Origin of the sequence: Paracoccus bogoriensis (assembly GCF_019431455.1) — a bacterium.
Classification (GTDB): domain Bacteria; phylum Pseudomonadota; class Alphaproteobacteria; order Rhodobacterales; family Rhodobacteraceae; genus Paracoccus; species Paracoccus bogoriensis.
Genome location: NZ_JAHYSR010000011.1, coordinates 90,834 through 105,619 on the forward strand (window position 1 = coordinate 90,834; position 14,786 = coordinate 105,619).

Annotated in this window: 13 protein-coding genes; 5 read left to right on the forward strand and 8 right to left on the reverse strand. The window is 65.1% G+C overall.

From position 1 onward, the window contains the following. Positions 1-66 precede the first annotated feature (66 nt). On the forward strand, positions 67-789 hold the full coding sequence (phnF, locus tag KY389_RS07475) for a phosphonate metabolism transcriptional regulator PhnF (protein WP_219830265.1): 723 nt from the start codon (positions 67-69) through the stop codon (positions 787-789). A gap of 39 nt (positions 790-828) precedes the next feature. Here the strand turns inward: phnF and phnE (KY389_RS07480) are convergent, their stop codons facing one another. The 8 genes from phnE (KY389_RS07480) to KY389_RS07515 form a co-directional block, all read right to left on the reverse strand. After that, on the reverse strand, positions 829-2,148 hold the full coding sequence (gene phnE, locus KY389_RS07480) for a phosphonate ABC transporter, permease protein PhnE (protein ID WP_219830266.1): 1,320 nt from the start codon (positions 2,146-2,148) through the stop codon (positions 829-831). Beyond that, the gene (phnE, locus tag KY389_RS07485; RefSeq protein ID WP_219830267.1) at positions 2,145-2,999 is read right to left on the reverse strand and encodes a phosphonate ABC transporter, permease protein PhnE; all 855 of its coding nucleotides are present in this window, start codon (positions 2,997-2,999) and stop codon (positions 2,145-2,147) included. The genes phnE (KY389_RS07480) and phnE (KY389_RS07485) overlap by 4 nt, the downstream gene beginning before the upstream one ends. A gap of 67 nt (positions 3,000-3,066) precedes the next feature. Beyond that, on the reverse strand, positions 3,067-3,966 hold the full coding sequence (gene phnD / locus KY389_RS07490) for a phosphonate ABC transporter substrate-binding protein (protein WP_219830268.1): 900 nt from the start codon (positions 3,964-3,966) through the stop codon (positions 3,067-3,069). 39 nt (positions 3,967-4,005) lie between these two features. Beyond that, positions 4,006-4,824, reverse strand: a complete 819-nt coding sequence (gene phnC / locus KY389_RS07495; RefSeq protein ID WP_219830269.1) for a phosphonate ABC transporter ATP-binding protein — start codon at positions 4,822-4,824, stop codon at positions 4,006-4,008. 611 nt (positions 4,825-5,435) lie between these two features. After that, positions 5,436-6,293, reverse strand: coding sequence for a 3-deoxy-8-phosphooctulonate synthase (gene kdsA / locus KY389_RS07500; RefSeq protein ID WP_219830270.1), 858 nt, complete (start codon positions 6,291-6,293; stop codon positions 5,436-5,438). Then, on the reverse strand, positions 6,290-8,047 hold the full coding sequence (locus KY389_RS07505; RefSeq protein WP_219830271.1) for a KpsE/RkpR family capsule polysaccharide export protein: 1,758 nt from the start codon (positions 8,045-8,047) through the stop codon (positions 6,290-6,292). The genes kdsA and KY389_RS07505 overlap by 4 nt, the downstream gene beginning before the upstream one ends. Continuing rightward, on the reverse strand, positions 8,031-8,684 hold the full coding sequence (locus tag KY389_RS07510) for an ABC transporter ATP-binding protein (RefSeq protein ID WP_219830272.1): 654 nt from the start codon (positions 8,682-8,684) through the stop codon (positions 8,031-8,033). Before KY389_RS07510 ends, KY389_RS07505 begins: the two co-directional genes overlap by 17 nt. Continuing rightward, the gene (locus KY389_RS07515; RefSeq protein ID WP_219830273.1) at positions 8,671-8,859 is read right to left on the reverse strand and encodes a hypothetical protein; all 189 of its coding nucleotides are present in this window, start codon (positions 8,857-8,859) and stop codon (positions 8,671-8,673) included. The genes KY389_RS07510 and KY389_RS07515 overlap by 14 nt, the downstream gene beginning before the upstream one ends. On the opposite strand from KY389_RS07515, the gene KY389_RS07520 reads away from it, so the two are divergent. From KY389_RS07520 to KY389_RS07535, 4 genes are all read left to right on the forward strand, one after another. Continuing rightward, positions 8,858-9,487 (forward strand): uracil-DNA glycosylase family protein, encoded by a 630-nt coding sequence (locus KY389_RS07520; protein ID WP_246588009.1) that lies wholly within the window; start codon positions 8,858-8,860, stop codon positions 9,485-9,487. The genes KY389_RS07515 and KY389_RS07520 overlap by 2 nt on opposite strands. A 179-nt stretch (positions 9,488-9,666) precedes the next feature. Further along, positions 9,667-10,632 carry a TAXI family TRAP transporter solute-binding subunit gene (locus KY389_RS07525; protein ID WP_219830274.1) on the forward strand — a complete coding sequence of 322 codons (966 nt, stop codon included), beginning with the start codon at positions 9,667-9,669 and terminating at the stop codon, positions 10,630-10,632. Between the two features lie 78 nt (positions 10,633-10,710). Next, positions 10,711-13,506, forward strand: coding sequence for a TRAP transporter permease (locus KY389_RS07530; protein ID WP_219830275.1), 2,796 nt, complete (start codon positions 10,711-10,713; stop codon positions 13,504-13,506). Continuing rightward, positions 13,499-13,924 carry a universal stress protein gene (locus KY389_RS07535; protein WP_219830276.1) on the forward strand — a complete coding sequence of 142 codons (426 nt, stop codon included), beginning with the start codon at positions 13,499-13,501 and terminating at the stop codon, positions 13,922-13,924. Before KY389_RS07530 ends, KY389_RS07535 begins: the two co-directional genes overlap by 8 nt. Positions 13,925-14,786: the final 862 nt, after the last annotated feature.

Here is a 14,786-nt window from a genome sequence, read left to right on the forward strand (position 1 = left end):
CTATACAACTAGACAACTGATAACCCGGCGCAATGCGCTCTACAACCGCAAGCCTGTGAATTTTTCATGACGGACAAGACCCCCCTGTGGCAGGCCATTGCCGCGACCCTGCGCGCCGAGATCGAGACCGGCCATTACCGCCCCGGCGACCGCCTGCCGACCGAGGCGCAGCTGGCGGCCCGTTTCGGGGTCAACCGGCACACGATCCGGCACGCCTTGTCGGATCTGGGCGCGGCGGGGCTGGTCCATGCGCGGCGGGGCGCGGGGGTCTTCGTTCTCGCGCGGCCCACCGATTACGCGCTTGGCCGCCGGGTGCGCTTCTCGCAGAACCTTGCGGCTGTGGGGCGGACGGGCTCGCACCGCTTCACCCGGATCGAGACGCGCCCCTGCGACCGGATCGAAGCCGAGGCGCTTGCCATCGCCCCCGGCGACGCGGTCCATGTGATCGAGGGGCTGTCGCTGGCGGATGGCCAGCCGCTGGCGCTGTTCCGGTCGGTCCTTCCGGGCTGGCTGGAGGGGCTGCCCGATCAGGCGCGCGCCCATGCCTCGATCACGGCGGCGCTGGCGGCTTGCGGGGTGGCCGATTACACCCGCGCCAGCACGCGCATCACGGCGAAACTGGCCAATGCCACGCAGGCGCTGGCCCTGCAGATCCCGGAAAAGGCGCCGATCCTGCGATCCGTCGCCATCAACCGCGAGGGCGGCCCGGACAATCCCGGGCGCCCGGTGGAATACGGGCGCACATGGTTCGCGGGCGACCGCGTGTCGCTGGTGCTGACGGGGCTCTAGGCGTTACCCATCGCGACGCCGGTGATCAGCGCACGGGTCTCATTCGCCGCGGATCAGCTTGCGGCGCAGCCAGCCGGACAGGCTGTCCATCGCCACCACCATCACCACGATCAGCAGGATGTAATAGCTGACTTTTTCCCAATCCTGTGTGGTCTGGATCGCCTGTGTCAGCAGCAGGCCGATGCCGCCGCCCACGATGGCGCCGATAATCGTTGCGCTTCGGGTGTTCGATTCCAGAAAATACAGCAGTTGCGACAGAAAGACCGGCATAACCTGCGGGATCACGCCGAAACGATAGCGCTGGACCGCATTGGCGCCGGTGGACTGAACGCCTTCGATTGGTCTTTTGTCCACGTTTTCAAGGGCCTCTGAAAAGAGTTTGCCGAAGCTGCCGCTGTCGGTCAGCAGGATCGCCAGCGCGCCGGTCAGCGGGCCGGGGCCGAAGGCGCGCGACAGGATGATGGTGAAGATCAAGGCATCGACGCCGCGCACGAAGTCCAGAACCCGCCGCACGGCAAAGCGCAGCCAGCGCGAGGGCGCGAAGTTCTGCGCCGCCAGAAAGGCCAGCGGCAGCGCCACAAAGGCCGCGCCGAACGTGCCCAGGAAGGCCATGAGAACCGTCTCGAACATGGCCCAGAGCACCTCGCCATGCCGCCAGATGCCGTTATTCCAGAAATCGCTGATCGCCAGCGACAGATTGCTGCGGTCGGGCTGGATGCGCTCGCCCGCCAGCACCGTGGCGATGACCTGGATGGCGGACATGCCCGAAAAGGGGCTGTTCAGGTCGAAGAAGAACAGCTCCCATCCCCAGAAATAGCGCAGCGTTTCGGTGCGGGCGCGGGTGACGGTCAGCCGCCCCTCGTCGGTGGTAATCGTCACGCGGCTGTCCGAGGCGTTGATGCTGGCCGGCCAGTCGGCAGAGGGCAGATCCAGCGCGATGGTCTCGCCAACGTCCAACCGGGCGGTGCCGTGATCGGGGATGTCGAACAGCACGCGCGGGCCGTCATAGGTCACGACCTGCCCGCCGCCCAGCAGGATGCGGGTCTGTTCGCCATCCGTCAGGATCCAGTCGGGGATGCTGTCGGGGGAATAGGTCGCACGATTGTTGCCCTCGATCGAGACCGACAGCGTCCCGCGCCGGTTGTCGCGGGTGACGTGGGTCTTGTAGCTGACCATGTCGGCCAGAAGGATGCGGGCATTGTCCATCCGCGCCCGCTGCGCAAGGCCGCCCAGATCGAAGGCGAAGAAGACATAGACCAGATAGGCGAGAATCAGCGCCGGGACGGCCAGCGCGACGCGGCTTTTGCGGCGCATGAGGCGCAGAACATGGGCCTCGGTGGCGGCGGTCAGCGTGCTCATGCAGGGGCTCCATGGGTCAGGCGGTGGCGCAGGCTGGCCGATAGCTGATCGACCAGCACGATCGTGGCGAAAAGCAGCAGGAAGATTGCCGCCGCCTGGTCAAACTTGCCCTGGCCGAAGGTCATGGCGTTGCGCAATTCGTAGCCGATGCCGCCCGCGCCCACGAAGCCAAGGATGGCCGAGGCGCGGATGTTGATTTCCAGCCGCAGCAGTGAATAGGACATGTAGTTCGGCGCCACCTGCGGGATCACGCCCAGCCACATGCGCTGCGACCAGTTCGCGCCGACCGAGGCCAGACCCTCGACCGGCTTGAGATCCACGTTCTCGTTCACCTCGGAAAACAGCTTGCCCATCGCGCCCGCCGTGTGGATGGCGATGGCAATGACGGCCGGGACCGGGCCGCCGCCCAGGACGAAGATCAGGACCAGCGCGATCACGATTTCGGGGATCGCCCGGAACACATCCGAGACGCGCCGCGCCACCGGCACCAGGCGTGGCCAATAGGCCAGGCCTCGTGTCGCGGCGAGGGACAGCAGCAGTCCAAGGATGCAGCCCAGCAGCGTGGCGACCAGCGCGATGTTCAGGGTTTCGACCAGCGCGGGAAAGGCGCGGATCATGTGGCCGGGCAGGTTTGCGGCCTTTTCGACGGCCTCGCGGATCAGATCGGCGGGAAAGTCGCCGATCTGGTGCAGTCCCTGCCAGAAACTGCCAGCATTCCGGCTGTCCGCGATGCGGAAGCCCGAGATGAACATGGCGACAAAGACGACCAGAAGAAGCCCGCCATAGATGCGCCGACGGCGCGTCAGCGCCAGATATTCGGTCTGGACATGGGCAAGGGCCGGTGCGGACATGGAAACCTCGGAATGGAAAAGGGGCCGGACCCTGGATCGGCAGGGTCCGGCCGCCGGATCGGCAGGATCAGTTCATCTCGGCCCGGCGGATCTCGATGATGGTGTTGTATTCCTCATGCGTGACCGGGGTGAAGCCGGCGGTCTCGCCCGCGGCGACGCCATAGGCACATTCCGGGTCATTGGCATGGAGATTCGTCAGCAGGTCGATGATCGTGGCCTTCGTCTCCTCCGACAGGGCCTTGCGCAGCACGACCGGTCCTTCGGGGATCGGCGACGACCGCCAGATTTCCACGATATCGTTCATATCGACGATGCCGCTATCGGCCGCCTTGCGCAGCGCGCCCGAATTGTAGCCGTCCTCCCATTCGCCTTGGCCGTCGGCCCAGACCACGCCCGCATCGAAATCGCCGTTCAGCACCGCGATGATCGACTGCTCGTGACCGCCCGAGAAGCCGATGCGGCTGAAATACTCGCCCTCGGTCATCGAATAGCCCAGCTGCGGCAGTTCGACCTTGGGGATCAGATAGCCCGAGGTCGAGTTCGGATCGGCAAAGGCGAAGCTCTTGCCCTTCATGTCGTCCAGCGAGGTGATGCCGCTGTCGGCGCGTGCGAAGCCGATCGAGTGATAGGTATAGCTGCCATCCAGATTGGTCTTGACCAGAACCGGCTCGACGGCGTCGGGGTCGTTCACATAGACCGCTGCATAAGCCGAGGCGCCCAGCCAGGCCATGTCCAGCGATCCGCCCAGCAGGCCCTGGATGACGCCGTTGTAATCGGCGGGCGTGAACAGGCGGACGGGCACGCCCAGGGCTTCCTCGGCATAGGCGCGGAAGCATTCGTTCGAGGCCATGCGGTCCTGTGCGTTCTCGCCGCCCAGCAGGCCGATGCGGAATTCCGTTTCCTGCGCCGTCGCAGCGGCAGCGGTCAGGGCGGTGGCGGTCGCAAGAGCGATCAGCAGCTTGGTCATCGTCATCTCCAATGGATGCGTTTTCAGGGAAAGGGGGCGTCAGGCCAGCATCGTGGCCGCATAGCGGGCATCGGCTGCGTGGTCGGCGGGAATCGCGGTCGAGGTCGCGGCCTCGTTGAAGCTCGCATCGGCGCCGTAGATGTCGCGCGCGACGCCGGTGGTCAGCTGGCTCGGCAGGCCATCAAAGACAACCCGCCCGTCGCGCATTCCGATCACCCGGTCGCAATAGCGCCGGGCAGTGTCCAGCGTGTGCAGGTTGGCAATGACCATACGGCCATCCTCGACATTGATGCGCTTGAGCGTGTCCATCACGATCTGTGCGTTCATCGGATCAAGGCTGGCGATCGGCTCATCGGCCAGGATGATGCGAGGGTTCTGCATCAGGGCGCGGGCGATGGCGACGCGCTGCTGCTGGCCACCCGACAGCGCCTCGGCGCGTTTGGGGGCCTGTTCGGCAATGCCGAGCCGGTCGAGGATTGCCAGTGCCCGCAGGATATCGGCGCGCGACCACAGGTTGAACAATGTCAAGATGGTGGATCGTCGGTTCAGGATGCCGTGCAGCACGTTCGACACGACATCCATGCGCGGCACCAGGTTGAACTGCTGGAAGATCATCGCGCAGTCGCTTTGCCAGGCGCGCGCATCGGTGCCACGCAGGGCCAGGATGTCGCGATCCTCGACGAGGATCTTGCCGCTTGTGGCGGGGGTCAATCCGTTCATCATCCGCAAAAGGGTGGATTTCCCCGCGCCCGAACGCCCGATGATCCCGACAAAGGCGGGGCCGTCGATACGGAAGCTGACCCGGTCCACCGCGGCCTTGCGCCCAAAGATCTTCGTGACTTCTCTGACGTCCAGCATCGGATCCTCGTCTGTTCTGCGGCCCGTTTAGGATCGATTCGTGTCAAGGGCCTGACGTTTTCGCGAAGAGACGGTGACAGGCCGGGCCGGATCCGGCGGTGAAAGATCGGCGGTCCTGACATGCCCGACCGGCAGATCGCGGCACCGCTTGACAAGATCTCATCGCGCAGGATCTCGGATTGAAGAGTATCTGAATTTGCACGCAGGATCGCGCGTTTTATCTCTGTGCCAGGTTCTGCGGCATTGGTCGGATTGGGGCGTGCCGGGCGGGCCTTGCCGATGGGCGCGGGGGGCGCTGGTGTAACGGTTGCGCTGCTGATCACCGAAATCGCGCCGGCTGATATCGCGCCGCTGCGGCGGGCAGGCCGGAAATGGTCGTGCCGGTCCTGCCGGCGGCGTTGATCCGGGACCAGAGCGCGAGGCTGCAGCGTGGGTCGGGGGGCTTCCCGACGCTACACCCTGACCGCAGCTTTTTGCTGGCGATCACGCTTGCGCCCGGACAAGGTTCCGAAAGGCTGGGATGTCAGAACTTGTCGCGATCCGCTACGGGAGACAGTCAGACACCAATTTGCCGCAGGGCTTATCGCCTGCAGCAGGCCCTGGAGATTCCATCACGCGTCCGCATTCCAGACGGTCAGCGGATCCGCCTTGGCCAAGGCGTCGAAGCGCATCAGCGATGCGACAAGGGCCGGCATCTGGTCCAATGGAATCATGTTCGGCCCGTCCGAGGGCGCGTTGTCCGGATCCTCATGTGTCTCGATGAACACACCCGCCACGCCAAGCGCGACCGCGGCGCGCGCCATGACGGGGGCGAATTCGCGCTGTCCGCCCGAACTGCCCCCCTTGCCGCCTGGCTGTTGCACGGAATGGGTGGCGTCCATGATCACGGGATAGCCCGTGCGCGCCATGATCGGCAGCGCGCGCATGTCGGCCACCAGCGTATTGTAACCGAAGCTTGCGCCGCGTTCGGTCAGCAGGATGTTGCGGTTCCCGGTCGAGGCGACCTTCTCCGCGACGTTCGGCATGTCCCAGGGCGCGAGGAACTGCCCCTTCTTGATGTTGACGACTGCCCCTGTCCGGCCCGCAGCCAGAAGCAGGTCGGTCTGGCGCGAGAGGAAGGCGGGGATCTGGATGATGTCCACAGCTTCGGCCGCGCGGATGGCCTGTTCGACATCATGCACGTCGGTCAGCACAGGGCAACCGATCTGCGCCCGGATGTCGGACAGGATCGCCAAACCCTCGTCGATTCCCAAACCGCGCCGTCCCGAGAGCGAGGTGCGATTGGCCTTGTCGTAGCTGGCCTTGAAGACGAAACCTGCCCCCGCATTCGCGCAGGCCTCGGCCATGCGCTCTGCGATCATCAAGGCGTGATCGCGGCTCTCAAGCTGGCAGGGTCCGGCGATCACGACCAGCGGAAGATCGTTGCCGCAGGCGATCGAGCCCAGTGAAACGTGGTGTTGCCGTGTCATGTCGAAACCTGTTCGCGCAGGATCGAGGCCGTTAGCGACAGCATCAGATAGATGCCCGAGAACAGCAGGAAGGCCACGATCGAGTTCTGAAAAGCCTTGGGATAGGTTGGCTCGTCCGGAGCGACGGGGGCAACGGAAAGCGACAGATAGCGGACCTGTTTGTTGGCCTCGATCCGCGCGGTTTCCATCTGGGCGGCGGCGGCGGCCAACAATTCCTGGCGCGTGGCCAATTCGGCCTCGGCCACGCGCAATTCGCCCGTGATGGCGGTCAGCGACCTGCGCATCTCGTTGCCTTCGGTCAGTTGCTGGCGGATCTGGGCGATCTGCTCGCGCAAGCGTTCGATATCGCCGCGCGCGGCATCCACGCGGCTCTGCACAGGGTTGGGGTTGCTGAGAAGCTGACCCAGCTCAAGCTGCCGGTTGGTCAGCTGGCTCTCGAGCGACGAGATCTGTCCCATCACGACCGAGCTTTCGGCTTGGGGGTCCAGCACGCCAAGCTGTTCCTGCAATTCCTGCACGCGGCGTTGCGCCTGAAGCATTTTCGCCTCGGCATCCTCGTAATTCTCGATGGCGCCGCGCATCTGGTCCTCGCGCAGGCGCGCGGTGAAGCGGTCCACCTGTTCCTCGGCATAGCGGATCAGCGCCAGCGAGAATTGACGGCTCAGCTCCGGATCGGGGGCGATCACCTCCATGTTCAGCACCCCTTCGGTCGGGTCGTAGCCGATCTTGACCGAGTTCTGATAGACACGGAACGCCGCCTCGTTCGTGGCATCCTCGGGCAGGCGGCGGATCGCGTCGATCGCCGGATCCTGGAAGGCCCGGGTAAAGCCAAGCTCCTCGTTCAGGCGCATCATTGCCTCGCGCGAGGTCAGGTAGCTCTGCACCCCGACCGAGTCGGTATTCGCCGACATCCCTCCCGCGCCCAGAAGGCCGCCGATGCCGCCGCCGGAACTGCCGTCCGCGCTCTGGATCTGGAATTGCGAGACGGTGGCATAAAGGGGGCTGGCAATCATCGTATAATACCAGCTGACCGCGGCAGTCGGCAGGAACACGAAGACCAGCAGGCGGAGCGCCAGCATCATCATGCGCTTGCGACGGCGGCGGGCCAGGTCACGCTGGATGCGGTAGATTTCGGCCGCGCGCTTTTCCTCGGTCAGGGCCTCGCGCGAGGGCAGGGGCATCGCACGGCCACTGCCATCGGCGGTCAGCGCACCCTTGGATTTGCCCACCGGAACAAGCGATTTGGCGTTGCGCGGGCCCTTCGGGGCGGCACCCGGTGCCGCGTCGGATGCGGTCGCGCCCTTGCCCGAGAGAACCTTGCCGATCGTGGAGCGCTGCGAGGGGTCGATGCCTCTTTCGCGCAGGCGCAGGATCGCCTCTTCGTCGGAGGACACCGGGATCTGGTGCAGGGCGGCGATCCGGCGGGCAATGCGCAGGTTGCGCTCGGACAGGTTCTCGGCCCGGATTGCGGCCAGCTTCGCCTCGAGGTCGGAACCGGCGGCAGGCTCGGCCTTCGGGCCGAGGCTGCCGAAACCGTCATCGACGGGCTGCGTCCCGCTGAGCCGCGCCATCATGTCGGCTCCGTCATCCGCGCCCCCCGATTGCGCCGCCTGGGGCGGGCGGCGCGTGACCTCGATGCGGACGGGGCCTGGCTCGGCACCGCCGGGAGAATGGGCGGCGGCTGCCTGCTCGTCGGGTGAGACCGCTTCGGCGGCCGAGGCGTGATAGCGGCGCGCCTTAGGAGGTGTAGTCATAATATTGTCTGGCCTCGTCAAGGGTCTCGAACATGTAGAGCCGCCCATCGCGCAGAATGGCGGCGCTGTTGCAGAACTTCTCGAGCGTGGATGCCTGGTGCGACACGATCACCGTCGTCGAGGTCTGCAGCCGCTCGTAAAGCACCTTGCCGGCCTTGCGGTTGAATTCGGCATCGGTGGTCTGGGGCATACCTTCGTCGATCAGGTAGATATCGAAATCCAGCGCCAGAAGCAGCGCGAAGTTGAAGCGCTGGCGCATACCGCTGGAATAGGTGCCGACCGGCATGTCGAAATATTCCTCGATATCGGTCAGCCAGCGGGTGAAGGCCGCGACATAATCGGGGTCCAGCCCGTAGATCCGGGCGATGTAGCGCGCGTTTTCGTTTCCGGTATGCTTGTTGACCAGACCGCCCATGAAGCCAAGCGGGAAGGAAATCCGGCAATCGCGCCGGATCTTGCCCTCATCAGGCTTCTCAAGACCGCACATCATGTTGATGATGGTGGTCTTTCCGGCCCCGTTGGGCGCCAGAATGCCAAGCGAGTTGCCAAGCTCGATCCGGAAGGACGCGCGGTCCAGAATGATCTTGTGCTGTTTCCCCGTCCAGAAGGCTTTGGAAACGTTCTCAAATTCGAGCATGGCGATGATTGACCACCCAAACAACTGCCCCAAGGCATGCCATGCCGGTAGCTTCGGCCGGACAGAACGGACCATAGGCTGCGACCGACATCCTGTCCAGCATGGCCGCAAAACCCTGACGAAAAGTGAAGATCCGGTCTTTTCTTCTGACAAAACCTCTCCAGATCGGGGTCATGGTCTTGCCTCATTTCGCTTCTGACATGCCCGGCCAGCCCCCCGATCATCCGCTGGTCGCCGATATCCGCCAGTGCCGAATTTGCGCCGAGCGTTTTGCCGCGACTGCAACGCGCCACACGCCCCGGCCCGTGGCCTGGTTCCGCCCCTCGGCGCGGCTGCTGATCGTGGGCCAGGCGCCCGGCGCGCGGGTCCATGACAGCGGGCGGCCCTTCACCGATCGTTCGGGCGACCGGCTGCGCGACTGGATGGGCGTGGATGCCGAAACCTTCTATGATCGCGACAGGGTGGCGATCGTGCCGATGGCCTTCTGTTTTCCGGGATATGACGCGCGGGGCGCGGATCTGCCGCCCCCGCCGGTCTGCGCTGAGACATGGCGCCGGGCCGTGATGGACCTGCTGAGGCCGCGTCTGACGCTGCTGGTCGGCGGCCATGCACAGGCCTGGCATCTGGGTCGGCGCAATGTCACCCGGACAGTCGCGGATTGGCACCGTTACGCGCCCGCGATCTTTCCCTTGCCGCATCCCAGCTGGCGCAATACCGGCTGGCTGCGCCGCAATCCCTGGTTCGAGACGATGCTGCTGCCCGAACTCAGGCGGGCCGTTGTCGCGTCGCTCGGGTCTGGCTGAACGCGCAAAATTCGTGCAAGATCTGGTCAGACCCGGGAACCGAGGCTATTGACGATGGCTTGTCCCCACGGGACCGTGGGGACGGCCAGAGCGGATCACGCAGCCGCGACGGGTTTCCTGCGCGAGGATTCGCGCATCCGCAAGGCGACAGAACAGACGACAGACAAGGGAGAAGCCGAATGAGTCTCATGAAATCCGCCCTTCTGGGCAGTGCTCTGGTCCTGGCCTCGGGGCCGGTGCTGGCCCAGCAGGAGCAGTTCATCACCATCGGCACCGGCGGCCAGACCGGGGTCTATTATGTGGTGGGGCAGTCGATCTGCCGGCTTGTGAACCGCGAGACCTCGGAACACGGGCTGCGCTGCACCGCGCCTTCGACCGGCGGCTCGATCGCCAATATCAATGCCATCAAGGCGGGCGACATGACGATGGGCGTGGCCCAGTCTGACTGGCAGTTCCACGCCTATAACGGCACCTCTGACTATGAAGGCGATCCCTTCCCCGAATTGCGCTCGATCTTCGCGGTGCATCCCGAGCCCTTTACCGTTGTCGCACGCGCCGATAGCGGCGTCACCACCTTCGAGGAACTGGCCGGCAAGCGCGTGAATGTGGGCAACCCCGGCTCGGGCTCGCGCGGGACGTTCGAGGTCGTCCTGGAGGCCAAGGGCATGTCGATGTCCGATTTCGCGCTGGTCTCCGAACTGCGCCCGGCCGAGCAGTCGGCGGCGCTTGGCGACAATCAGGTCGATGCGATCAGCTATACGGTCGGCCATCCCAACGGCTCGATCCAGGAGGCGACCTCGACGGTGGACGCGCGCCTGGTAACGGTGGCGGGCGAGGCCATCGACCGGCTGGTCGAGGAAAACCCCTACTACGCCAAGGTCACGATCCCTGGCGGCATGTATGCGGGCAATGACCAGGACACCGAGACCTTCGGCGTTCTGGCGACCTTCGTCACCTCGGCCGATGTCCCCGAGGAAACGGTCTATCAGGTCGTGCGTGCGGTCTTCGAGAATTTCGACCGCTTCAAGCAGCTTCACCCCGCCTTCGAGACCCTGGAGCCCGAGACGATGATTTCGGAGGGTCTCAGCGCGCCTCTGCACGACGGCGCCGCCCGCTATTACCGCGAGCGCGGCTGGATCGACTGATCCGGCCCCGACGGGCGGCCCCGGTGGGCCGCCCCTTTGCTACAGAACAAGAAGACCATCGCATGGGCGGGGGGCGTGATGAGTGACAGGGACAATGAGGCGCGGCACCGGCAACAGGCCGCCGCTGTCGAGACCGGGGCCGCAGGTCGCGGCGCGCTGAGCCAGGACGAACTGGACGAATTGGTCGCCTCCAGCGATACGGGGGCGCGAACGCCGCCGGGGCTGGTGGGCAAGTTGATCCTGGGGGTCGCGCTGTGCTGGTCGCTGTTCCAGCTCTGGATCGCCTCTCCGCTGCCCTTCATGCTGAATTTCGGCATCATCAGCGCGACCGATGCGCGTGCGGTTCATCTGGCCTTTGCGCTGTTTCTGGCCTTCATGGCCTATCCGGCCGAGCGTTCGCCCATCCAGCTTGGCCTGGGCATCCTGGTGCCGATCGTGCTGTCGGGGCTGTTCATCTATGGCGCGCCGTCCAGCTTTCCGGCCTGGTGGATCGGTCTGACCGGGGCGGGTATCATCGCAGCGATCCTGTTGGGCAGCCCGAAGAACCGGGTGCCGGTCTGGGAATGGGCGCTGGCGCTGCTTGCTGCGGGGGCTGCGCTTTACGTCTTCGTCAACAGCGACGACCTGGGGCGCCGTGTCGGCGCTCCGATCCAGACCGACCTGCTTGTTGCCGTCATCGGCATCATGCTGCTGCTTGAGGCCGCGCGCCGCAGTCTTGGCCCTGCGCTGATGATCGTCGCGACGGTGTTTCTGGTCTATACCTTCCTCGGGCCCTACATGCCCTCGATCATCGCGCATCGGGGCAATTCGCTGTCCGAGGTCGCCAATCACCAATGGGTCACGACCGAGGGCGTCTTTGGCATCGCGCTTGGCGTCTCGACCAGCTTTGTCTTCCTGTTCGTGCTGTTCGGGGCGCTTCTGGACAAGGCGGGGGCGGGAAACTACTTCATCCAGGTCGCCTTTTCGCTGATGGGGCACCTGCGCGGCGGCCCAGCCAAGGCGGCGGTGGTCAGCAGCGGCATGACGGGCCTGATCTCGGGGTCCAGCATTGCTAACGTGGTGACGACCGGCACCTTCACCATTCCGCTGATGAAGCGCGTGGGCTTTCCGCCCGAAAAGGCCGGTGCGGTCGAGGTCGCCTCTTCGGTCAATGGCCAGATCATGCCGCCCGTCATGGGCGCGGCTGCCTTCCTGATGGTCGAATATGTCGGCATCCCCTATTTCGAGGTCGTCAAGCACGCCTTCCTGCCCGCCACGATCAGCTATATCGCGCTGGTCTATATCGTCCATCTGGAGGCCATGAAGGCCGGGATGCAGGGCCTGCCCCGCGCCTATGAGCCGCCCCCCATCCTGCGCCGCCTGCTGGTTGCGGCCTTCATCATCGCAGGTCTCTGCGCGCTGTCGCTGGCTGTGTATTACACGATGGGCTGGATCAGGCCTGCCTTCGGCGCCAATGCGGGTTACGTCATCTTCGGCCTGTTGACTGCAGCCTATGTCGGGCTGATGTGGATCGCCTCGCGCGAGAAGCCGCTGGAACTGGATGATCCGAATGCGCCCGTCACCGCGCTGCCCTTGCCGGGGCCGACGGTGCGGTCCGGGCTGCACTACATCCTGCCGGTCGTCGTGCTGGTCTGGTCGCTGATGGTGGACCGCCTGTCGCCGGGCCTGTCGGCCTTCTGGGCGACGGCGTTCATGATCTTCATCCTTCTGACGCAGCGCCCGCTGATGGCGGTTCTGCGCGGCGAAAGCGCCGTGCCGGCCCGCATCCGCCAGGGCTTTGACGAACTGGTGGACGGGTTGATCTCGGGCGCGCGGAACATGATCGGCATCGGGATCGCCACAGCCACGGCGGGCATCATCGTGGGCGTCGTCAGCCAGACCGGCGTCGGCGCCGCGCTGGCCGATGTGGTCGAGCTGCTGTCGGGCGGCAACCTGATGCTGATCCTGCTCTTGACGGCTGTGCTGTCCCTGATCCTGGGGATGGGCTTGCCGACCACCGCGAACTACATCGTCGTCTCGGCGCTGCTGGCGCCGGTGATCGTGACGCTTGGCCAGCAGAACGGGCTGATCGTGCCGCTGATCGCGGTGCATCTGTTCGTGTTCTACTTCGGCATCATGGCGGACGTGACGCCGCCTGTCGGCCTGGCCTCTTTCGCGGCGGCGGCCGTGTCTGGCGGCGATCCGATCCGCACCGGGGTCGTGGCGTTCTTCTACAGCCTGCGGACGGCGGCGCTGCCGTTCCTGTTCATCTTCAACACCGATCTTCTGCTGATCGATGTCGGATGGATCATGGGCATCTTCGTCTTCGTCACGGCGACCATCGCGATGCTGCTCTTTGCCGCCGCGACGCAAGGCTGGTTCCTTGTGCGCAACCGGATCTGGGAATCGGCGCTGCTGCTCTTGATCGCCTTCACGATCTTCCGTCCCGGCTTCTTCTGGAGCTGCGTCTATCCGCCCTTCGAGGAACGGCCCGGCACCGAATTCGTGCAGGCGCTGGAAGACAGCGCGCCCGGCGACGGGCTGCGCCTGCGGATCGCGGGGCTGAATGACATCGGCAGCCCGGTCGAGTTCGTGGCCATCCTGCCTGTCCCCGCCGGCGAGACCGGCGAGGAAAGGCTGCAAGCCGCCGGGATCGACCTGATCCAGGATGGCGACCGGCTGATGATCGACAACGTGGCCTTTGGCAGCCCGGCGCAATCGGCGGGGCTGGACTGGGATCAGACGATCCTGTCGGTCGAGGCCCCGGTGGATGCGCCCTCGCGCTACTGGGCCTATGTCCCCGCCTTCCTGCTGCTGGGAGTCGTGATCTGGTTGCAACGCCGCCGCCTGCCGACCCCCGCACCGGGCCGCAACACGGAGACCCGTCATGCATGAGAGCATCCTTCTGCCCATCGACCTGCAACATCCCGAAACATGGGAGACCGCCCTGCCTGCCGCGATCCGGCTGGCGGGCGAGACAGGGGTGATCCATCTGCTGGGGATCGTCCACGATTTCGGCAGTTCGATGGTGGCGACCTTTCTGCCAAAAGGCTACGAAGCGCGCATCCTTCAGAAAATGAAGGAGGATCTGGACCGATTCGCCAGCGAGAACCTGCCCGACAATGACCGGGTGCAGATCCATGTCGGGCATGGTCACGTGGCCGAGACGATCCTGAAATCGGCGAAGAAGTTCGGCGCCGATCTCATCGTCATGGCCAGCCCCAAACCCGACGAGTTGCGCAGCATCCTGGTCAGCCGGGATGTGAATGCCGTGGTGCGTCACTCGCCCGTCTCGGTGCTGGTCGTTCGCTGATATCGGCGCGCGTCTGGCGAGGTTGGGCACCATGCAGTTCGCCGTCCCGGAAAAACGGACGGATCGAAAGCGTTCCGCATTCCGGATGCCCCCAGGCCTGGTCGGGCGAGGACCAGTCCAAGCCCTGTTGACACGGCCAGGTCAGCATCCCCCATGGCGTTATGGCGCACCAGAAGGCGCTGATCTCTGCACGGCGAGCAGGCCGACCCCCCGCGGGCGCGGGCAAGACCATCATCGCCGTCGTGCACGGACCGAGCGATGACGGCTCTGCCGACGGTCACATTGCAGCTTGATCTGGCCCGAGCCGGGAAAACAACTTCACCATGGTTCATGGCGTCCCTTGCGACCTGATCGGCCATCGCGACAACAGACTGGCCGCGCCCCTCCCCGCCTTGCGTCTTGCCGATCACGTCGAGCAAGCCGGGCTTCGGCGCCGGTCCGGGGGCAAGGAGCCGCCTTGACATCAAATGCCGGCTGTTACTTTCCGTGACGGTTCTTGGGGCGATGTATGGGTCGCCGGGGAAGAACGGTGGCGTGGCCAAGGGGGATCTGATTGCGGGGCGCGGGCGAATAAGGGCGCCGATTTCGCCGTGGCGATTTGCGGGCGTATCATCGCCATGCCTGGCCCGCCGCGCAGCTCTGCGGCTGGATCGCGACGGCTGGACAAGGACCGGCGGGCCAAGGGTCCGTTCTAGGGTCAGGACTCATTGATTGGCTTGAGGCCGCCGGGCCTGCGTGATTCAAGCGCCCCGACTGACGGGGGTGATGATGAGCAACCTTGTCTCAATAACCTGTTCATAGTCTCTGTGGAATAGCAGATAATACGAGTATGAGACATCGTTACCCCAGCGACATCAGTCGT